This window comes from Planctomyces sp. SH-PL14, from assembly GCF_001610835.1.
Lineage (GTDB): Bacteria > Planctomycetota > Planctomycetia > Planctomycetales > Planctomycetaceae > Planctomyces_A.
Genome location: NZ_CP011270.1, coordinates 662,715 through 684,066, shown reverse-complemented (window position 1 = coordinate 684,066; position 21,352 = coordinate 662,715). Strand labels below are relative to the sequence as shown.

At 63.9% G+C, this 21,352-nt stretch carries 13 protein-coding genes and 1 tRNA gene; 9 read left to right on the top strand and 5 right to left on the bottom strand.

Annotated elements, in window-relative coordinates; genetic code table 11:
* Positions 1-630 precede the first annotated feature (630 nt).
* On the top strand, positions 631-1,635 hold the full coding sequence (locus VT03_RS02815) for a DUF1559 domain-containing protein (RefSeq protein ID WP_075091583.1): 1,005 nt from the start codon (positions 631-633) through the stop codon (positions 1,633-1,635).
* Positions 1,636-1,717: 82 nt separating this feature from the next.
* Positions 1,718-2,524 carry a hypothetical protein gene (locus VT03_RS33135; protein WP_156514249.1) on the top strand — a complete coding sequence of 269 codons (807 nt, stop codon included), beginning with the start codon at positions 1,718-1,720 and terminating at the stop codon, positions 2,522-2,524.
* Here VT03_RS33135 and VT03_RS02810 read toward each other — a convergent pair.
* A complete protein-coding gene (locus VT03_RS02810) occupies positions 2,490-4,844 on the bottom strand; it encodes a bifunctional serine/threonine-protein kinase/formylglycine-generating enzyme family protein (RefSeq protein WP_075091582.1) in 2,355 nt (784 codons plus the stop codon). The genes VT03_RS33135 and VT03_RS02810 overlap by 35 nt on opposite strands.
* Entirely contained in the window at positions 4,841-5,440 is a 600-nt protein-coding gene (locus VT03_RS02805) for an ECF-type sigma factor (RefSeq protein WP_075091581.1), read from the bottom strand. The genes VT03_RS02810 and VT03_RS02805 overlap by 4 nt, the downstream gene beginning before the upstream one ends.
* Before the next feature lie 378 nt (positions 5,441-5,818).
* Here VT03_RS02805 and VT03_RS02800 point away from each other — a divergent pair, with 378 nt between their 5' ends.
* The 3 genes from VT03_RS02800 (at position 5,819) to VT03_RS02790 (ending at position 11,672) form a co-directional block, all read left to right on the top strand.
* Positions 5,819-6,547, top strand: coding sequence for a TetR/AcrR family transcriptional regulator (locus VT03_RS02800; RefSeq protein ID WP_075091580.1), 729 nt, complete (start codon positions 5,819-5,821; stop codon positions 6,545-6,547).
* A complete protein-coding gene (locus VT03_RS02795; protein ID WP_075091579.1) occupies positions 6,540-7,799 on the top strand; it encodes an efflux RND transporter periplasmic adaptor subunit in 1,260 nt (419 codons plus the stop codon). The genes VT03_RS02800 and VT03_RS02795 overlap by 8 nt, the downstream gene beginning before the upstream one ends.
* Positions 7,800-7,922: 123 nt before the next feature.
* The gene (locus VT03_RS02790; protein ID WP_075091578.1) at positions 7,923-11,672 is read left to right on the top strand and encodes an efflux RND transporter permease subunit; all 3,750 of its coding nucleotides are present in this window, start codon (positions 7,923-7,925) and stop codon (positions 11,670-11,672) included.
* 332 nt (positions 11,673-12,004) lie between these two features.
* Here VT03_RS02790 and VT03_RS02785 read toward each other — a convergent pair whose 3' ends face one another.
* The 3 genes from VT03_RS02785 to VT03_RS02775 form a co-directional block, all read right to left on the bottom strand.
* On the bottom strand, positions 12,005-13,357 hold the full coding sequence (locus VT03_RS02785) for a hypothetical protein (protein ID WP_231870582.1): 1,353 nt from the start codon (positions 13,355-13,357) through the stop codon (positions 12,005-12,007).
* A gap of 417 nt (positions 13,358-13,774) precedes the next feature.
* A complete protein-coding gene (locus VT03_RS02780; protein ID WP_075091577.1) occupies positions 13,775-15,181 on the bottom strand; it encodes a DUF1501 domain-containing protein in 1,407 nt (468 codons plus the stop codon).
* A 15-nt stretch (positions 15,182-15,196) separates the two neighbouring features.
* Positions 15,197-18,031, bottom strand: a complete 2,835-nt coding sequence (locus VT03_RS02775; RefSeq protein WP_075091576.1) for a PSD1 and planctomycete cytochrome C domain-containing protein — start codon at positions 18,029-18,031, stop codon at positions 15,197-15,199.
* A 279-nt stretch (positions 18,032-18,310) separates the two neighbouring features.
* On the opposite strand from VT03_RS02775, the gene VT03_RS02770 reads away from it, so the two are divergent.
* The 4 genes from VT03_RS02770 to VT03_RS02755 all read left to right on the top strand — a co-directional run bounded on the left by VT03_RS02770 (position 18,311) and on the right by VT03_RS02755 (position 21,094).
* Positions 18,311-18,967, top strand: coding sequence for a bifunctional 4-hydroxy-2-oxoglutarate aldolase/2-dehydro-3-deoxy-phosphogluconate aldolase (locus VT03_RS02770; protein WP_075091575.1), 657 nt, complete (start codon positions 18,311-18,313; stop codon positions 18,965-18,967).
* Between the two features lie 141 nt (positions 18,968-19,108).
* A tRNA-Lys gene (locus VT03_RS02765) sits at positions 19,109-19,181 on the top strand.
* Positions 19,182-19,849: 668 nt separating this feature from the next.
* On the top strand, positions 19,850-20,152 hold the full coding sequence (locus VT03_RS02760; protein WP_156514248.1) for a hypothetical protein: 303 nt from the start codon (positions 19,850-19,852) through the stop codon (positions 20,150-20,152).
* A gap of 390 nt (positions 20,153-20,542) precedes the next feature.
* Complete coding sequence (locus VT03_RS02755) at positions 20,543-21,094, top strand: RNA polymerase sigma factor (RefSeq protein WP_075091573.1); 552 nt, start codon at positions 20,543-20,545, stop codon at positions 21,092-21,094.
* The last annotated feature ends 258 nt before the right edge of the window (positions 21,095-21,352 follow it).

The following is a 21,352-nucleotide window of genomic DNA, read 5'->3' as shown; positions in this document are numbered from 1 at the left end:
CCCGTCCCGAGCGAAGCCAGGGGCGAGGCCCCTGGACCCGGCGGCCGCGGAACGATGGGATCGGGCGAACAGAACTGTGCCAGCGGGCGCGGTGTTCGAGCGAATGTTGGAACGCGCGCTCGACGACGGGGTGTTCTCAGCCCAACCCAACGTCGTTCGTCATCTGGGGGCAAGGCCCGCGTTGCGACTTGTGGGGCCTCTGCTTGCCGAGGGGGGGCCTTGTCGGGCTGATGTGATCATAGACGGCGTCCGAGTCGCCCCGCTGGCTCGCTCATCTATTAGGGGCGGCGACGAGTGAATTGAGCATGCGGGTTCCCCTGAACGTTTGACACCCGTGGCGCTCGGCCCAGTTCCGTTCTTGCAGTACGACGGCTCAGCGGGTCAGCCGCGGGGCGAGCAGGTCAGTTTCAGCGGCGCGGGCACATCGAAAAAAATTGGAAGAATTCGTGGCACTTTTTGTCGCGGATTTCGGCGCAGAGGGAGAACAGACTCTCGACACCTCGCGGACTTCATGCAACGATCTCTCTCGTTGCAGCGGGCCAGGGCTGGTGGCGCTTTCGCCGGTCAAGTCCGCCGGGTGTCGAGGCTGTTTTCCGGGTGACTAGGCCCAGTCATTTCCGGCAGGAGGAGATGGTGTTGGATTTTCCAAGGTCCTCACGGCGTCAGCGAGGTTTCACGCTGATCGAATTGCTGGTCGTCATTGCGATCATCGCCATTCTCGTCGCGATCTTGCTGCCTGCGGTCCAATATGCGCGGGAGATAGCCAATCGGGCGGCGTGCCGGAGCAATCTTCGACAGATCGGCCTCGCCCTCCATAACTATCAAGACACCTTCGGTTCGTTCCCGATTGGCGCACGCGCGCAACCGCGCGGAGTGGGACCATCCTGGATTGTCGGCCTGCTGCCTCATATTGAGCAGGGTGACGCATTCAAAGATTTCGATTTTCAGCATCCAAATTGCGGTCTGTCGAACTCGCCGAACGGTCAGGTGTTCCACAACAAGAATCTTCCCGTTTTTAGATGCCCTTCCAGCTCCCTTGCGCCGACCGTGTTGACCGGCGGATTCAATCTCCCGATTTCCGGGTACGTTGGTATCGCCGGGTCAACGAATCATGATGGGACCCCTGCCACTCGGGTCCGGGACTGCTGTCTGCTGTCCTCGAACGCTGGGCAGATCTCAGCGGATGGCGCCCTCTTTCCAAATGGCACCGCATCGGTTGAGATGATGAAGGACGGGAGCTCAAACGTGATCGTGGTGGGAGAGTGTTCCTCGCAGGCGAAGAACCTGGCCACCAACCCTCCGACTCTGATGCGGGTGGATGGAGCCCACAATGTCGGCCTCCTGGCGGGGACGGCGGCATTGGGTGTTCCTCCGGTCTACCTGAACCCCGTCGGAAACATCGTCACAGATAGTTACAACATTACTACTCTGAGGTATCCGCCGAATTCTCATTACAATCAGCCGGGTGTTCATCAGAACAAGGGGCCAAACAATCCGTTGACATCGCCGCACACCGGGATGGTTCATGTGTGCATGGGTGACGGCGCTGTCCGTGCGATCGACGACTCCATCGAGATGAAGACGTTCAAGTTACTGGGAATGATCGCTGACGGACGGCTTATCGGAGAGTTCTAGCTGTGGCCCCGACAAGGAGCTTGTTGGAGGTTCGCGGTTTAGGGCAGTTTTATTTTGCTGGACGACTTGGGAGTTTCTTGCAATGCGTGTTGCTGTGTGTGTGTGGGCCTCGCTGATGTGGCTGATTCCCTTGCAGAGGGGCTTCTCAGATGAAAAGGCTGTTGAGGCTGTGAAGCGGCGTTGGGCGAACCCCGCCTGCACGTGCCTTCTTGTTCCGCTGGACGATCCGGACGATGATGGCTATCAACCATTCTGGACAGATTACAATCACCTTGACTGCAACAGTCCCGTCAGCGGCGGCTTGATTGCGATGTGTAGCAACTGGCCGCACTTCTGTTACACGTCTCCGGATGCGTGCGACTGTCTGGGGGGCGCTCCTGCTGAGGTGAAAGCTGGAAGACTGGCAGCAAACAGCACGACCCGCGTCGGCGAATTTCCCGGACTGCGCAGGCAAACCACTCGCGAACACAATCCAGTTGAGTTCGTCTTAAGGCACCCGTTTCCAAGCCATATTCGGCCGCCAGAAGTTTATAACGACGATGACGAACCTGTGTACTTGCGCATTCAGGTCGCGGCAAACGAGTGGCGTATTTATCAGGTCCATAAGATTCGTTTTCATTTGGGGGGGACGACGTATCGGACTGTTCATCTTGGGAAGGAGTATGTGGAAGACAGACCCATGGACAACGCTCCCGTTCCGCGCACTGTCGACGGCGCCGCAGTGGCCGTTGATGTCAACGCGAGGGCGACGTTCAGGTCCAGCAATGTGCATCGTCTGACGGATGGGATTCTGGGCGATCTACGATTGCCGCCAATGGTTCTGTTGTCCTACGAACGCAAGGATGGGAGGATTGTTATTCCCGAGAATAAGGCAAAATCGCCTGAATGAAATGCTCGGGACGGCAACGAGGTTGCGGGCTTCTGGCGCATCGCAATCCGAGGCCTCGGTCGACTCGATAGCGTTCTCGTGGGAGTCGCCGCCGTGGATTCCGATCCGCGGCGGCGACTTCCTGCTCTTGCAGCACGTTCAAACTCCCTCCCCGTACAATTTGAAATTTGGTGAGCTCCGCACTTACCAATTGTGAACGGCTTGCACCTCCGTCTGCGGTTCCATTTCCAGCGCCAAGCAAGCCGCTGGATGTCCATTCTGCGAGATTGCTGCACAGGCCGTAGACGGGTGGATCGCCGACTCGGTCTTCTGCTGGGAGGCCGGCATTTTGGAATGCGGCGCCGATGTCGAAGTTTGGCGAGGGATTGTCGCCCCAGGACCAAAGACGCTCGCCACCATTGGTTGCCGCAAACTCATACTCATATTCGCTCATCAGCCGCTTGCCCATGATCTCCGCCAGCAATACGGCAGCATCCCAAGACATGGGGGCGGCTTGTCGGTCAGTGAGGGGGGCCTTCCATTTCGGTGCGATAGCGGGACGGTCACCTCGAAAGAAGTGACGATAGTCCGAAATCGTGACCTCGCAACGGTCCAGATAAAACGAAGGAATGGCGAGCATACTTCGTGGCGCCGATGTGACTCCAACCTCCCCCGTTAGGAACGTTGGGCTTCCAGGAAACAAAGTCATATCGTCGACGACAGTCACGTCCGGAATCTTGATAGACGGCAAATGCACGACGCCGTCGTGCAGCTCCCACCGTTGGTGTTCGCCAATCCCGTCAATGAAGCCGTTGGGACTTTCCGGCACTCTCCGAAAAACCTCATGGAAGCGGCGAGATTCCGGAAGAACTGCGACGACCAAGTAGTTGCCGGGAAGAAGCCGGCTTCGAAGAGGGGAGTTTCCGGGAAGTTGCTGGATGCTCGCCAGGTCCGGCTCGCCAGTAGGAGAGCGGATGGGAATGATATGGACTTCAGCTCCTTCTGGTTGAGTGGTGAGCAGAACGTCGTGGCGGCCGTCGTCGTGTGTTCGGACTAACACTCCCGCCGCTTTCACGATTCCAGCCGTTGCCGCAATGCCCACAGCCGACTTCACGAGGAAATCTCGACGCGTGACCTGGCGTCCGAGTTTCCTCAACTTTCTGCCGATTCGGCTGGCGGGGGTAGAGCCATCTAGAAAGCACTGAAGGTCCTCGGCCATCGCCTCCGCGGAGGCGTAGCGGTCCAAGGGATCGACCTCCATTGCCAGGCCCACAATGGTTCGTAGAACGGCCGGCACGTCCATGGGGGAGGGATTCCCTTTGGGGATCGTGGCAATGAGTTCCTCTACCGAACCCTCGAACGGTCGCCGGCTGGAGAGCATCTCGTAGAGGACCGTACCCAGCGCGTAGATGTCGGACTGTCTTGTGACCGACTTTCCCTTCTGGAGTTGCTCGGGACTCATGTAGGGGATTGTCCCCAGGAACCCCTGGCCGCCACCGATCGTTGATGTTGTGTCGGTGTGGCGGGCGAGGCCGAAGTCGAGGAACTTGGCGTCCCCGGCGGGGGTGATCATCACGTTCGCCGGTTTGAGGTCCCGGTGGATGAGACCCCGCTCGTGAATGTGCTGCAGGCCGTTGGCGAGTTGCAGCGCGATTCGCGCCGCGCGGTCCGGATCGAGCGGCGTGTGGTTCCGCTCTTCGAGGATCTCCTTGAGAGTTCGTCCCTCAACGTATTCAAAGACGATGTAATCGGTCGTCGCTCCCTGGCTCAGTTCCAGGAGGCGGACGACATTCGGGTGATCCAGCTTCTGGACTGCCCGCGCCTCGCGGGCGAACAGGTCCCGGCTGGGGGCCGGGGCGGTTTCGCGAAACCGCTTGATGGCGACCCAGCGGCGGAGCTTGGTGTCGCGGGCCTTCCAGACAACGCCGAAGGTTCCCTGGCCCAGCGGGGCGACGAGCTCGAAACGGCCGAGCGACGTGGTCGGCGCTCCCCGCGGGGCGGGCATCGACACCGTGTCGAGGCTCGGGGCGAGCTTCGAGAGCGCTTCGCTGAACTCCGGATACCGGACGACGTATTCCTCGAGCGTGACCGGCTCCCCCTTGCGGCGGCGGTACTCCATCTCGATCTGGACGAGCTCGACGAAGAGCGTCGAGACGGGGAGCCGTGTGTCGGTCAGGTAGTCCGCCAGTTGCGGCCGCTGACCGGTCTGCAAGGCGCTCTCAAACGCGTCGCAGACTGAGTTCAGTTCGAGGTCGATTTCGAGATCGGACAGGCCGCTCCCGGCGACGACGACAGACGTTCCTCCCTCGACTGGCCCCGTGGGAAGATCCTGGTTGTTCATTTGTCGAGCTCGTGTTTCCAGACCTTGCGCACGAGATCCATCTTGCGGCGGACCGTCGACTTGAAGATCTCGGTCCGCTCGCTGATGTCGTTGGCGGAATGGCCCTGCAGCATTAATACCGCAATTTTGCGGGTGCTCGCGTCGGGCAAGGCGTCCAAAAGTCGAAAATACTGCTCATTGAAACTGGCGAGGAATTCCGGGCCCGGTTCTTCAGACACGATCTCCAGGAACTCGTGGGACGCTTCTCCGTTCAGGGAAACGATCTGCGTGCCGCCCCCCCGTTTCTGGGCCTTGTCCCGCCGGACGCGGTCCACGCACTTCCTCCAGGCCATGCGGAACAGAAACCACCACGCCTCGTCGAGGTCGTTGATGTTCTGGAACCGCCCCTCCTTGCCCCCCCTCCAGAAGCTCTGGAACACGCTGGCCGCGACGTCCTCGCCGTCGTCCTGGATCGGAGGGAGGCCTGTGAGAAACCTGTCCGCGACGGCCACGAGCCGCTTGTAGAACTTGTCCCACAGCAGCTGAATGGCGGCGGCGTCCCCCGCATGGAGCTGACTCAGCCAGCCGGAGATCGAGTCGTCTGTTTGAGAACTCATCCCGAATCGGATTGGACAACGAGGTAGGGAGTGGGGCCTTCGGACGCCGACATCCGTTTCCGCGTTTCGCCCTCCCGGCCGTCGAATAGGATCGGTGCCGGTGGGAGCCAGGGCCAACCGACCTGTGCCCTGAGCCCGCTCAGCTGTCAGCGTCCGCATTCAAAGCGTAGCCAAATGCCACACGGGTGTCACGGTTCGTCGCCTCATCCGGCTGCGTTTCCGTCCCAGAGGGCGTCGGCCGCGGGTTTTCGGACCCACCACATTGGCTGATGGCCGCAAACGTTGCGGGACCGGCTCCCCCGAGCGCCTCTTTGACATTCCGATCCACAATGGAAATGACGAGTTGACAAAAATCGACGATCTGTCGAAAATGAGTCTATGAGCACGGCGACGCGCAAGCAGCAGGAGATCCGCAGACGGGAGCAAATGCTCCTTGGTCTGGCTCGGACGATGCTCGTCGAAGACGGCTTCGCCAACCTGGGGCTCGACCGGCTGGCTGAGGCGGCCGAGTATTCCAAAGGGACGATTTACCAGCACTTCTCTTCGAAGGAAGACCTCGTTGCCGCTCTGGCGATCCAGAGTTGTGAGACCCGCCTGGACCTCTTTGCCCGGGCCTCCCGGCTCCCTGGAATCTCCCGCGAGCGGATCCTGGCTCTCGTTGCCGCGGACGAGATCTTCGCTCAGCGATATCCGCACTACTTCCAGTCAGAGATGATCATCCGGATGGCGAACCTCGACGCCCGGGCTTCGTCCGAGCGCCGCGAGCGCCTCGAGCAGCTGGAACAGCAGATCCTCAAGATTGCCTTCAGCCTCGTCCGCGATGGGGTCGAGCAAGGGGACCTGACGCTGACGCCCCCCTGGACGCCCGAGAAGGTGACGTTCGCGCTCTTCTGCCAGGACATCGGCGCCCATATGGCGGTCATGAACTACGCCTCGGTCGTGGGAAAGATGGGGATCACCTCCAGCTCCCCACACCTGCTCGACAACCTCAGCCTGCTTCTCGACGGCCTTCAATGGAAGCCGCTGTCGACGAGTTTTGACTACTCCGTCACGGTCCCCCGCGTGGCGGACCAGATCCTGTCTGACGAGGGTTCTGCCAATGACTGACTCCAAAGTCCCTTTTTTTGCCTCGAAGTCGACGAACCGTCGGAAATCGACAATCGGTCTCCTCGCGGTTCTGGTGACGATCCCGCTCGTCCTCATCGGGCGAAGCGGGATGGCGCGGCTCGCCGCTTCGCATGACATCGCAATTCCGCCCGCCCAGCCGACGCCGGTTCGGATCGAGCCGGTGGCCGAGAGCGTCGTGGTCGCCGGGACTCACTTCGGTGGTGTCGTTCACGAGTTCCGCAAGGTCGAGCTCTCGTTCCGGGTCGGCGGGACGGTTCAGGAACTGCGGCAGGTGACCGGGGCCGATGGCAAGACCCGCGACCTCCACGAAGGAGACCGGCTGCCGGCGGGAACGATCCTGGCCCGGCTCGATCCGGCGGACTATCGCCGCGAACGGGACTCCGCCTCGCAGAAGCTCGCGGCGGCCGAGTCCCGGCTGAAGCAGGCCCAGGCGGACTGTGGCGAGGCGCAGTCCGCCTATGACCGCACGACGGCCCTGGCCGCGAGCAAGGCGACGACCGTGGCGGCCCTCGACGCCGCCCGCGCCCGTCGGCTGATGACCGAGGCGTCGATCGAGGTCGCCGAGCGGGATGTCGCGGCCGCGCGGATTGCCCTCCAGCAGGGAGACGAAAACCTTCGCTACTGCGAGCTGGCCGCGCCGTTCGAGGAATCGACGGTCGCGCTCCGTTCGATTGATCAGCGGCAGCAGGTGGCGGCGGGGCATCCGGTGTTCGTGGTGACCGACCTGTCGAGCGTTGTGGTCTCCTTCGCAGTGCAGGACACGCTCCTGGGCCGGCTGGCGATCGGCGACACGATTGAGGTGACGGCCGAGGGGCTCCCCGGCCGCGTGTTCCGCGGGGTGGTCCACATGATCAGCGCGGCAGCCGATGAGCGGTCGCGCTCCTATCCCGTGGAAGTTCGTATCGATCGGCCCGACGGACTGCGTCCCGGGATGGTCGCGACCGTTCGTCTTCGCCATGAGCGCCGCGCGGCGCTCGTGCCCCTGACGGCGATTGTCCCGGTAGAGACCGGCGACAGCGGCGAGGCTGCCGTCTTTCGCGTGACGCGCGATGGAGAGCGGATGGTCCTTCGCCGAGTGCCGATCCGGATCGGGGATGTTCTCGACAACCGGGTCGCGGTGTCGCTTGATGCGTCCGGTTCGACGGCGGACGTCCTGCATGCCGGCGCCGAGATCGTCTCGACCGGGGTTCACCGGCTCCGCGATGGGGAAGTGGTTCACGTCGTTCCGTGATCGCCGCCGGATCGGCGGATGTCTGTGTCTCGTCTTTGACCGTCCACGCTTCTGTTCGCTTTCGTTCCTCGACCTCCTTCCGTCCGGGTGCTCGCCCGGGACGGGATCGGGACAGGTTCTGCCATGACCGTCTCTCAGTACTTCGTCTACAAGCGTCCGATCGCCTGGACCCTCCTGATGGCGACGCTCATCGCAGGCTTCGCGGCGTACCGGGCCATGCCGCAGCGGCAGGACCCCGTGATCCAGATCCGGAGCGGACTGGTCATGACGGTCTATCCCGGTGCGGACCCGCTGGAAGTGGAACAGGAGGTCAGCCGCCGGATCGAGCGGAAGCTCGCCGAGAACCCCGCCGTGGAGCATGTCCGCTCGACGAATCGCGAAGGGCTCTCGGCGGTGTTTGTCGACCTCTATGACACGACGAAGAACGCAGATGCGATCTGGCAGGACCTCGACAACAAGCTGGCTTCGATGACCGACCTGCCGAGTGTCGGCGGGACGATGGTGAAGCCGATCCTCGACAAGGACTTTGGCGACACCGTCGCGATCATGCTGACGCTCGCCAGTCCTCCGGTGACCGACCAGGAGGTGGCGCAGCGGGCGGGCGTCATTCGCCGGCGGATTGAAGAGAGCCGCGCGGCACGCGAGCCGCAGTTCCAGAACCATCGCTGGAGCGCGGTGATCGTTCATCCCTCGACCGTCGACTCGGCTCTGCTGGAGCGGCTGGGACAGCAGGGGCTGCGGACGCTGGCGGATCAGGGGCTGGCGGAAGACGGCGTCACGATTCCCCTCCTGGGGGCGGCGGTCATCGACTTCCACGTTCCCTCGGGAGCAGACTCGGCGCGGATCGAAACCGCGCTCGCCGAGTGGCGTGAAGCGCCGCGGACGCTGTCGCACCCGGACGTCTGGCCAGGAGTCGTGGTGGAGAACCCCACCGATCTGGAGGCCGCGCTCCGGCAGCGCTGTCAGGAGGAACCGGGGGGAGTGGCCCGCTACAGCTATGAGGAGCTGCGGCAGTTGGCGGATGTGGTCCAAGACCGGCTGCGGCAGTCGACCAAGATCGGCAAGATCGAACAGATGGGAGTCGTCGACCAGCGGATCGACCTCTACTTCAGCAACCCGCGACTCGCCCCTTATGGACTCGACTTCGGGCAACTCGCCGATGCACTGCAGAAGCGGAACATGACCCTCCCCGGCGGGACGATCGAGCTGCCGCATCAGAACCTGGCGGTGAAGCCCAGCGGAAAACTGCGGAGCGAGCGCGAGATCGGCGAGATCGTGGTCGACGTGCGGGATGGGACCCCGCTCTACCTTCGCGATCTGGTCGATATCTCGCGCGGGTACGACGACTCGCCGCGGCTGCTGAACTTTCGGACCCGCAAGTTCCCGGCGATGGACCGGCCAACGGGGCCTGTCGCCGCCGGTTCGTCGGTCGTACCGGTCACAGGCTCTTCGGCCGAGTCTTCAGTTGAAGCCTCGGCCGCTTCCGGAGCCCCGCAGCTTTGGACGTCGCGGGCGATCACGCTTGCGATCCGGCAGGTCAAGGGGACGCAGATCGAGGAGTTCAGCCGCGATGTCGACGCCGGGCTGGCGTCGCTCCGCGGAGTGCTGCCCGACGACCTGTGGATCGAGCGGACGAGCGACGAGCCGGAGCGGGTCGGCTTCAAGATTCATGAGTTCGTGCAGTGCCTCGTTGAGGCGATCGTGATCGTCGTTCTCGTTTCGCTCCTGTTCATGGAGTGGCGGAGCGCTCTGATCATCGCTCTGTCGATCCCGATTACGCTGGCGATGACGTTCCTGTTCTGCGCGCTGCTGGGGGTGGACCTGCAGCAGATTTCGATCGCGGCGCTGATCATCGCGCTGGGACTGCTGGTCGACGACCCGGTCGTGGCGGGGGACGCCATCAACCGTGAACTGGCTCACGGCACGCCTCGCGACGTCGCGGCGTGGCTCGGGCCGCAGAAGCTCTCGCGGGCCATCCTCTATGCCACGGTGACGAACTGCGCGGCGTTTCTGCCGCTGCTCGTCGTCAGCGGCGGGGTGGGCGAGTTCATCTGGTCGCTGCCGGTGGTCGTGACCGCTTCGCTCGTGGCCAGTCGGCTTGTGTCGATGACCTTCATCCCGCTCCTGGGCTACTACCTCCTCAAGGGGCAGCTCGGTCTCGAGGCGGGGATGGCCGAAGGGGGGAAGGGCTCGCGTTTCGCCCGGATCTACAACGGCTTCTCGGAAGCCTGCATGAACCACAAGTGGGCTTCGCTGACGATCTGCCTGATCGTGCTGATCGCGGGGCTGAGCCTGTTGCCGCTGATCGGGACGAATCTGTTCCCGAAGGACCTGCACTCGGCGTTCACCGTCAACCTCTTCCTGCCCGAGGGGACGTCGATCCACGAGACGAAGCGGGAGGCTCTGGCGGCGATCCGGCGGATCGACGGCCTCATCGGCAAGGACGTGGAGGGGTACACGACGTTTGTGGGGCAAGGAGGGCCGCGGTTCTGGCTGTCGATCGTCCCGGAGCAGCCGGCGACGAACTATGCCCAGCTGATGGTCCATACCCGTGACAAGCGGCACACGTACGCCGTGGCGGAGCGGCTCAAGGCGGAGCTGCCGAAGCACCTGGCGGCCGCGCGTGTCCATGTCCAGGCCCTGGAGTCCGGTCCGCCGATCGGGATTCCGGTTCAGTTCCGGCTGCTGGGCTCTGACGTGGCGACGCTTCGCCGGCTGGGCGAGCAGGTGAAGGGGTTCATGCGGGAGATCCCTGGGACCCACAACATTCAGGATGACTGGGATCCGGAGTATCTGCGGGTCGGCCTCGAGGTCGATCCGGAGCGGGCCAACGTCAGCGGTGTCTCGCACGAGGATGTGGCGATGCTGATGAACGCCTCCCTGTCCGGCTACACGGCGACGAGCATCCGCGAAGGGGACCGGTTGATCCCGATCGCGTTCCGGCTGCGGCCCGATGAGCGGGGCAGCCTGGAGGCGCTGCAGGCGTTGAGCGTGGTCGGTTCGAAGAGTGGGGCGCGGGTTCCGCTGTCACAGATCGGGACGCTGCGGCCGGAGTTCATTCCTCCCAAGATCGCCCGTCGGGACAACGAGCGATGCCTGACGGTGAAGTGCGACGTGGCGCCGGGGCTTCTGGCCAGCCGGGCGTATGAGCTCATCGAGGCGAAACTGGCGGGGGCCGTCCCGGAGTGGCCTCCCGGGTATCACTTCCAGATTGGCGGCGAGAAGGAGGAGCAGGGGAAGGGATTCGGGTCGCTGACGATTGCGATGATCGTTTCGGTGCTGGCGATCTATGTCGCTCTGATCCTGCAGTTCAACAGCCTGACGAAGCCGCTGGTCGTCTTTGCGGCGGTGCCGTTCGGCATGGTGGGTGGGCTGATGGGGCTGATTGTGTTTGGGGTGCCGCTGGGGTTCTTTGCTCTCCTGGGGGTGTCGTCGCTGATCGGGGTGATCATCAGCCACGTCATTGTTCTCTTCGAGTACATCGAGGAGGCGCATGAACGAGGCGAGCCGTTGCGGCGGGCGGTGATTGATGCGGCTCTCGTTCGGTTGCGGCCTGTTCTGGTGACTGTGCTGGCGACAGTCGGTGGGTTGATTCCGCTGGCGATCAAGGGGGGGCCGTTGTGGGAGCCGCTTTGTTATGTGCAGATCATGGGGCTGTTGATTGCGACGCTGGTGACGAAGGTGGTGGTTCCGGTGTTCTACGTGCTGTTTGTGGAGGATTTCGGGTTGATCAAGTGGTCGGCTCCTGGTGAGCATGTTCAGGAGGGGCCGCCGGCGGAGTATGTGCATGCGGGGCATGGCGGCCACCATGGTCCGGTTGTCCCTGTCGCCCCGTCTCCAGCGCTGTCTCCAATCCCGGCGATCGCGACCTGAAGAACCGGGTCCAGGGGCACCCTGGTGGGGAGTGCAGAGGGGCAACGCCCCTTTGCCCGCCGGAGGCCGTCTCGTCGGAAGACGTCTGAAGGAGCTCGTGTCCAAGCGCGGACAACGTGTCGTATGCCCCCTCACCCACCCGCGGGGATTCCAGGGCGAGCGGTGAGTCCTCAACGCCGGGACCACAAAGGGGACGTCCGTTGTTTACCACGGTTCCTCATAGGAGTGCCTCCGGCGGCAAGGGGGCGTGGCCCCCTTGACCCCAGGCTGCCGTGGAACGTTGGGTTTGAGCTATCGAGCCGCGCCGGCGAGGGCGCTGGTCGACCGTCAACTTACTCCGCCACAGCCTCGGACTTCAACCCCGCCGTGTTGACCGCAATCACCCGGTACACATGCTTCTCACCCGCCTTGGCCGTCGCATCCGTGAACTGCATCGGCACCAGCGGCTGTGTCGGCGTGTCGCTGTACTGCAGGTTCTGAAACAACGGTCGACCAAACGGGTTCTTCCCCGCCCCTGGAACATCCGCCAGGAACGCCCCATCCCGCTCCACAACGAACTTCGCCAAGCCGCTTTCGACGTCCGCCACGCACTCCCAGGTGAGCTGATTCCCCGCCACGCGAAGCTGAGTCGGAGCCGGCGGCGGAGTCGTATCGGTGACGCCCGTGTCCTTCACATACTGCATCCACGCCCGGGCGATCGCCTCATCGGGCAGCCAACCCGCTTCGAGCGGAGCGGTTGAAGCACCAGTGGCCGGGATCGCCTCCAGACCGGTGATCGGAGCCAGCCACACCCCGTCCGTCGACATGGCGCGAAGCGGACCGGCGGACTTCGGCAACCGCGCCGTCAGGCATGCGTCGAGCCACGGAATCGCGAGGTATCGCTGGTTGCCGCACTCGTGCGCGGTCAGCGGATCGACCGCCACGCCAACGAGTCCCCCCTTTCCGCGGAGTTCCCGGAAAAACACCTCGTTGCCGGGCCACACGCCGGCAAACCGCCCCTCCTTGTCCGTCACCCCCTCCTTCGTCCCCAGGTTGCACATCATCGGCACCTGGAGAGCCGCGTCGGGCAGGACATGCGACTTGATCCCCATCCGCTTCGGCTCCTCCTTCAGGAGCGGCACGCCGGACCGGAGCCACGCCGCCGCAACGCGGTCCGGAAACATCATCACGATCCCCCCCGCCCAGTGACCGCCGCCGCTGTGCCCCCACAGGGCCCACGGCGCCGAGGCGAGTTCGGGATGACCGGACTTCGCCCCCAGATCGACGAGGCCTTTCTGGAACGCGGCCGCGGAGCCGTTGCGGGGATCGCACCACATCTGGCAGTCGGCCTTCTCCGGCTGCTCGTACGAGGGGGAGAGCAGAGCGCAGTCGTGCTTCCGCGCGAGGGCCTGCCAATGGAGGTCGTAGGCGCCGGTCAGCCCCGATTTGCAGGACCCTTCCCCGCAGCCGTGCTGATGGACAACGACGCCGCGGAGCACCTTGACGTCCTGCGGGATCCAGATTGTGTAGTTGACGGGATAGATCAGCTCGCCCGGCTTCGTGGAGGCTTCGTACCGCACGCGGTAGTAGGGCGGCTTCGCCTCCGGGAAGACGTCGTAGGGGGGCTGCTGGGCGAACAGCGAAGAGGAAAGGAGGACGAGCGCCGCGGCGAGGCGGCACGCGCCGGCCATCTGGGAGAGAGTCATCACTTGGGTCCTGAGCTGCAAAGAATCATGGTCCGGAGGGACACTCTAGCAATCCGGCCGGACGGGCTCACCGTTGCCGGCACGGCTCCCATAGCTCAAACCCAACGTGCGACGGCAGCCTGGGGTCAAGGGGACCACGCCCCCTTGCCGCCGGAGGCGCTTCCATGAGGAACCGTGGCAAGCAACGGGCATCCGCTTTGTGGCACCAGCTATGAGGACTCCCTTACGTCTCACCGTTCGCTTTGGAATCCCCGCGGGTTGGTGAGGGGGCATACGGCACGGTGTCCGCGTTTGGACACGCGCTCCTTCAGACATCTCTCGACGAGACGGCCTCCGGCGGGCAAAGGGGCGTTGCCCCTCTGCACTCCCCACCAGGGGGGACCCCTGGACCCGCTGTGATAGTGAGCCTCGGCGATGTCACGCGAGGATGTCGTGGACGACCCTACCATGCACGTCCGTCAGCCGGAAATCGCGCCCGCTGTAACGGTACGTGAGCCGCTCATGGTCCAGCCCCATCAGATGCAGAATCGTGGCATGCAGATCGTGGACATGGACCGGGTTGTCCGCCGCCATGTTCCCGAACGCGTCGGTCGTCCCGTAAGCCAGGCCCCCCTTCACGCCCGCGCCCGCCATCCACATCGTAAACCCACGACTGTGATGGTCCCGCCCCTTCGCCCCCTGCGACCACGGCGTCCGACCGAACTCGCCCCCCCAGACCACAAGCGTCTCCTCCAGAAGCCCCCGACTCTTGAGGTCACGGATCAGCCCCGCAATCGCCTGATCGCTCTTCTTGGCATGGTCGGCGTGATTCATGATGTCGCCATGGTCATCCCACGGCTGGCCGCCGCCGTAGTAGAGCTGGACCATCCGAACTCCCCGCTCCACCATCCGCCGCGCGACGAGGCAGGCATCCGCGAACTGCCCCGCCCCATACAGGTCCCGCGTCGCCTGCGTCTCACTCTTCAGCTCAAACACTTCCTGTGCGGCGAACTGCAGCCGGAACGCCATCTCGAACGACTGGATCCGCGCATCGAGCTGCGGATCGTCGGAATGCTGTTCCTGGTGCATCGTGTTGAGCTGCTGCAGCAGGTCAACCTGCCGCCGCTGGACCGCCGGAGGCATGTTCGCGTTGTGGACGTGCTGGATGACGGTCTGCGGGTCGAGCTTACTGTTGTTGATGTGGCAGCCCTGGAAGATTCCCGGCAGAAAACTGCTCCCCCACAGCTGCGGACCGACAACCGGCTTCCCGGGACAGAGGACAACGTACCCGGGAAGATTCTGGTTCTCGGTCCCAAGGCCGTAGGTCAGCCACGAACCCAGGCTCGGCCGCGTCGGCTGCGAGTTCCCCGAATTCATGATCAGAAGTCCGGGCTCGTGATTGGGGATGTCGGTGTGCATCGAGCGGATCACGCACAACTCGTCGATCACGCCGGCGACGTGCGGATAGAGCTCGCTCACATCGATCCCGTTCTCACCGTACTTCCCGAACTTGAACGGCGAAGGAAAGAGCTTGCCGACCGAACGCTGGTAGTTCTTCGTCAGCTCCTCCGGCTGCTGGCCGGCGTAACGGGCAAGGTCGGGCTTCGGATCGAACGTGTCGACGTGCGACGGTCCGCCGTTCATGAACAGGAAAATCACCCGCTTGGCCCGCGCGGCGAAGTGCGGCGACCGGGGAGCCAGGGGACTGGCAGCCGCAGGCGCGGCGTCAGCCGATGAAGAGAGCAGACCTCCCTCGGTCAGGACGCTGGCGAGACCGAGCGTTCCGAATCCGGCCCCCATCTGTGAGAGGAGGTGGCGGCGCGAGAGGCGTGGCGAAGGAGTCATCGGCCGGATTCCATGTCAGTCGAGGAACAGGAACTCATTCGTTCCGAGCAGGACCTGCGCGTACCGCTCCCATGGGGAGAGCTTGACGACGTCCGGCGCGACGGTTTCAGGGAGCGGGCTCTGGAGGTACGCGAGACCGACCTGCGTCTCGGCCTCGGTCGGATCGCGCTGGAACAGGAGGGAATAAAGAGCGGCGATTCGGACGGTGTCATCGGCCGACGCCTCCCGGGCAATCCGCTGAGACAGCGCCCGGGCCTGCTGCGCGAGGAACTCGCTGTTCAGGACGAACAGCTGCTGCATCGGGACGGTCGTGCTGACGCGCCGCTCGCTCGTCAGGTTGGGATCGGGGAAGTCGAACATCCGGAGCGTCCCGTTCAGGTCGTGGCGACTGATCGCGGCGTAGAGCGTTCGGCGGCGGTTCCCGGCGTCGTCGAGTCGGACCGCGGGGCCACCCAACTGGTCGTCGAGACGATCGCCGACGAGCAGCATGGCGTCCCGCCACGCCTCGATCTCCAGGCGGCGGCGATTCTGCCGCCAGAGAAGTCGGTTGTCGGGATCGCGGTTGAGAGCCGTCGCCGCCCCTTCGCCGCGCGAATCGCTGCTGAGCCGGTACGTCGCGGAGAGCAGGATTTCGCGATGGAGCTCCTTGATCGACCAGCCCGAAGACACGAATCGGTCGGCGAGGTAGTCCAGGAGCTCCGGGTGCGTCGGCCGCTCGCCGAGGAGGCCGAAGTTGCTGGGAGTCCCGACCAGGCCGCGGCCGAAGTGATTCAGCCAGATTCGGTTCACCATGACCCGCGCCGTGAGCGGGTTGGCGGGGCTGGCAATGGCCCGCGCCAGTTCGAGCCGCCCGCTCCCCTCATGGAAGGGCTCGGCGGCGTCCGCCGTCAGGATGGTGAGGAAGCGTCGGGGGACTTCGTCGCCAAGGTCCTTGTGGTTGCCCCGGAGATGGACCTGGAGATTCTTCGGAGCGGCATCGGCCAGACTATGAGCAAACGGGTACTTGGGGCCGAGGTTCTGTTTCGCCTGCTCGACGTCCTTCTGCAGCGCGGTGAGCCGCGCCTTGGCGGAGTCGGAGAACAGCTTTTCGGCCCGGTCCTTGGGGATGGCGAACGGGGCGTTCCGGTCGGTCAGCAGGTCTTTGAGGATCTCAGGCTGGGCCAGAGCCGCTGAGGCCGTTGCCGGTCTTGAGGAGGAGTTCTCCGATCCTCCTGCTTCCGCGGTCTTCGCCTGATCGCGGGTCTGCAGCGCCGCGACGAGCTCGTCCTGGACCAGGACGGCCGCCTTCTCCATGGCCGCGGGATCCTCGGCCCCGAGGGCTTGCTGAAGCCCAGCGAGGTAGGGCCGCTTGCCAACGATGTCGGACTTGAGGAACTCGACCCACCGGTCGACGAGGAACGGTTTCAGGCCCTGGTCCTTCGCGGCGGCATCGGCTTTGGCCGAGGCATCGGAACCGGGGAGACGCCGCCGCCACGCGGCCACGATGTACTTGGCCGTTTCCGGAGCGAACCGTTCGCCCGCTTCACGCGTGGCCTCGGCCTTTGCCTCGTTGACCGCTTTCTCGCGGTCCTTGATCGCGGTCGCGGCCTCGTCGTAGCGGCGGACGACGTCGTCCGCGACGAGCGGGACTTCCCGGTACTCGGTGCTGGCGAAGACGCCGGCCAGCGCGTAGTAGTCCTTCGTCGAGATCGGATCGAATTTGTGGTCGTGGCAGCGGGCGCACGAGACGGTCAGCCCGAGGAATCCGCGGCAGAGGGTGTCGATCCGGTCGTCGAGCTCGTCCGACTCCGCCTTCCCCGCGCAGCCGGCGTCCTTGTAGTACACCGGACCGAGAGCAAAGTAGCCGAGTGCCGCGGAACGCGCCTTACGCTCTTCGTCGGCACGGTCTGAGGCCGGCAGCAGGTCGCCCGCGATCTGCTCGACCACAAACTGATCGTATGGGAGGTCGGCGTTGAACGCGGCGACGACCCAGTCGCGGTAGCGGTAGCCGTTGGGATAGGTCCGCGCCTGGAAGGTGTGGGCCTGGTCTTCACCGTAGCGGGCGACGTCGAGCCAGGTCCGTCCCCACCGCTCGCCATACTGCGGCGATGCCAGCAGCCGGTCGACCAGCCGCGAGTCGGCATCGGGAGCGTCGTCCGCCAGGAACGCCGCGACCTCCTGCGGACTGGGAGGGAGGCCTGTCAGGTCGAACGTGGCCCGGCGAATGAATGTCCGTCGATCGGCTTCCTCGACAGGACGGAGACCCTGGGCTTCCAATGCGGCCAGCACGAACCGGTCGAGCGGTTGGCGGACCCAGGCAAAGTCCTGGACTGTAGGGGGCGCGACCGGCTTCACCGACTGAAAGGCCCAGAACTCGCGGGCTTCGGCGGTTACGGTCCCGGCCGTCGGAGCGGTCCCCTCGACCGCCTCCGGCCACGGAGCACCCAGCTCGATCCATCGCTTGAGAACCGCGACTTCCGCGTCGCTCAGGTTCGAATTCGGCGGCATTTGAAGGCCGTCCCGTCCCTCGACCGCCGCGATCAGCGGGCTGTCGTTCGGCTTCTCGAGCGAGACGACCGCGCCTCCCTCGCCGCCGGCGAGTAGTCCCTTCCGGTCGGCAAGACTCAGGCCCCCTTTGGCCTGCCCCTTGGCGTGACAGGAGAAACAGTGCTGCGACAGGAGTGGCCGGACGTTCCGCTCGAAATATTCGTGTCCCTGACGCTCGTCATTCGTGGCCTGCCCCATCGGAGAGGAGGGATTTTCGGCCGCGACGCGCGACGGAAGGGGGGCGAGGAACACGAAGAGAGCGACGAGTCGCCACAGCAGCGCTCTGGCGGGGGTAACAGTCAGGAAGACGTGGGAGGCAGGCATTCGAAAGGCTCGAATGAGAGCGGCTCGCTCCCGGGGGGAAGGGGAGAGGAGAGCGCGTCGGGGGGAAGGCTCAGCCGCTTCCTTGTCGGGAGGGGAGCACTCGGAGCGCTGCCACTACGGTACTCGCCGGGGGACAACGTATCAATAAGCACTGGTGTATGAAATGCCCCGGTCGAATCCTGCTGGGGCGGTGCGAGCGAGACTCTCGCGTTTCCCCAGCGGAGGTCCTACAAACTGACTCGTCCGAAAAATCAGTTCTTTGACGGTCAGGCGAGGGGTATGTCTCGACACAACGATGTGCAGCGGGTGCTCGACAGCGGGATCGTGGCGATCATTCGGTCTTCCAGCAGTGACCAGCTGGTCCAGGTGTCCGAGGCGCTCGCCGAGGGGGGCGTAGATGTCCTGGAAGTGACGTTGACCGTCCCCAGGGCGCTCGAGGTCATTTCCGCGGTGCGGGATCGACTGGGGAACAAGATCCTGCTGGGGGCCGGAACGATCCTTGACGAGGCGACGGCCCGCGCCGCGATCCTGGCCGGGGCGGAATTCCTGGTGACCCCGGTCGTCCGTCCGGCGGTGATCGAAACGTGCCACCGCTACGACAAGGTGGTCATGTGCGGGGCGTTCACGCCGACAGAAATTCTGACCGCCTGGGAGGCGGGGGCGGAGTTCATCAAGGTTTTCCCGGCGGAAGTCGGCGGCCCCGGCTACCTGAAGGCGGTTCATGGACCCTTGCCCTACGTCCGGCTCCTGCCGACGGGGGGCGTCAACCTCGATACCCTCGGCGACTTTGTGAAATCCGGGGCCTGTGCCGTCGGGTTGGGAAGCAATCTGGTGACGAAAGAGGCCCTGGCAAAGGGAGACATGGGGACCATCCGGGCGATGGCGGAGAAGTATGTCTCTAAGATGAAAGAGGTTCGGCAAAAGGCCCAGGGGTGAGGCCATTCCCGAGCGAACCCACGAGCGGCCGGGACGGTCCAGTCGGGGGCGGTCGAATTGCATCATGCGTGCCGGCGAAATTGCCGATGTGAGCGGTTGAATTCCCGCGAGCGAGCCGATACCTTTCCCCGCTCGCAAAAAGCCCCTATAGCTCAGTTGGTAGAGCAACTGACTCTTAATCAGTAAGTCCAAGGTTCGAGTCCTTGTGGGGGCACTCATCGGCAAGACGCCGCAATCGTGTAAACGATTGCGGCGTCTTCGTTTGCGCTGGGGCTTCTTCGGGCGGTGCTCACCTTCGGACGGCGCGGGTTCGTGTTTCGTTTTCCGAGGATCGTTTTCACCGGAAGGGTTGTTACTGCTGGAGGGCCAAAGGTCCGGGGAAACCCTGAGTTCACTGGAACGACGTCGATCGGACTCTTGAGGAATTGATTCGCTGCCGAACAATGCGTCCGTCCGGCAGCGGTCGAGCCGGGTGGGTCTTAGCCCGCCTCACCATGGTGTTCCCGCTGTCGGACGTTTTTCGCTCTCGTCCTGCGGTTCGGGACGCATCAATTCTCCTTGGAAAAACACGTTTGCGGCCGGTTTTCCGACGTGTCCAGCGGGACGAATTTCCGAATTTCCCCGAATCTCCGGATTTCTCGCGAACCTTTTCTGGTCTGCCCGGGTCGTAGTGACGTATTGACTCCCATGCATTCCTTTCTACGCACGAGATGCGTTTGCGGGCCATGGGGAATGCCTTCTGGCGTGGCGTCCGACCTGGCGCTCGACCAGCAACCCAACTTTTCGGTCTCCCTTTTCGAGGACCCGCCCCGGGGAAACAATACGGGGCACCTTGTTTCGTTTCCCGAAGACCGCCCTGAGCGGTCGCAGGAGGTATCAGCGATGAACCAGCAGATCACGAAGACCGCCACGGCACAGACGTTCGCATTCAATGCGGCCGCCGCGACCGTTTGCGATCGCGTCGTCGGCTCGGGCATTCGTATGCACCTCGGGAAACCGCTTTCTGAGATCCATCGCTCTAAGTCGATGGAGACAGGCTGTCTCTCCAGCGTGCGCGAATCGATGCCAAGCCGCAGATATTCGCCAGTACGGGTACCGGGCGTATCCGTCATGCCGCCAGTTGAGAGCGAACTTCCGGCGCCCCTTTGGGCACTGCTCGCCATCAGTCGAGCTGTCTCACTTTGACGGGGTTGGGGAAACGATCGTCCGCACCCACGGACAACGGTTGTTCCCCGCCCGCCCCGCCATCGTGGCCCAAACCGGTCGCTGGTCGTTTCAGATCAGTTGATGCGGTTGCCGTTTGCGTGCAGTTCACGCTCTACGCGGCGACTAGTCCTGTCCAGGCCCCCGATGGAATTTCCGACTTCGTGTCGGCGTGCTCCTCTGATCCGCAGGCGTTGTCCGCGATCAGGGGGCCGATTTCACTCGTTTTCGAATGTGTCATTCGCAAGCGCCGGGTCTCTCAGCAGCCTCTTCACTTTTGCCGAAGTGAGTCGGCGACGAAGGGCTGATCCTCACGCTCTATTCTCCTCAAACGGGAACGGGGCGTCCCCTCTCAGGTTTCGAGAGGTGCCCATGACTGACTTAGAACTCCTCCTCCTGGTTCGCCAGGCTCAGGCCGGTTGTCCGGCCGCTTTCAACCAGCTCGTCCAGCAGTTCGAAGGGACCGTCTTCGCCATCGTCATGCGTCGGTTGCGGAACAGCGCCGAGGCGGCCGAAGTGACGCAGGACGTCTTTGTGCGGATGCTCCGTAAGCTTGATCAGCTCCGGGAACCGGAACGGTTCGTGGGCTGGCTCAAGCGGATTGCCATCCGGTTGTCGATCAACCGGGCGGTTCGGCGGCCGCATGAGACGACTCAGGCGCCGGAGACCTTCGATGCCTTCCGGACGCGGCCGGATGTTCCGATTGACGGTCTGGTCCGGCAGGAGCAGGCGCGGGAGGTCAAGAAGGGCCTGTCGCGGTTGCGGAAGCTGGATCGGGAGACGCTGGTCGCGTTCTACTTTGAGGGTCAGTCTCTCAAGGAGATGAGTGATCGGTTTTCGAGCCCGGTCGGGACGATCAAGCGACGGTTGCACACGGCTCGGGCGCGGTTGAAGGATGCTCTTGGCGAGCTTCAGCCGGCGTGAGCTGTGAGCTTCAGCGAAGCAGGAATGTGAGACCATTCGGTGGCGCAAGTGCGCTGCCGAGTGGTCTTTTTCGTTTCTGCTGCAGCTCGAACGGCGCACTTGGCCGAACCGGGGTCCAGGGGCTGGCCCCTGGTGGGGAGTGCAGAGGGGCCTGTGTTGTTTTTCTGGCCCTTTGCCCGCCGGAGGCCTGGCCGTCGAGAGATAGTCTGAAGGGGGGCGTGTCCAAGCGCGGATACCGTGTCGTATGCCCCCTCACCA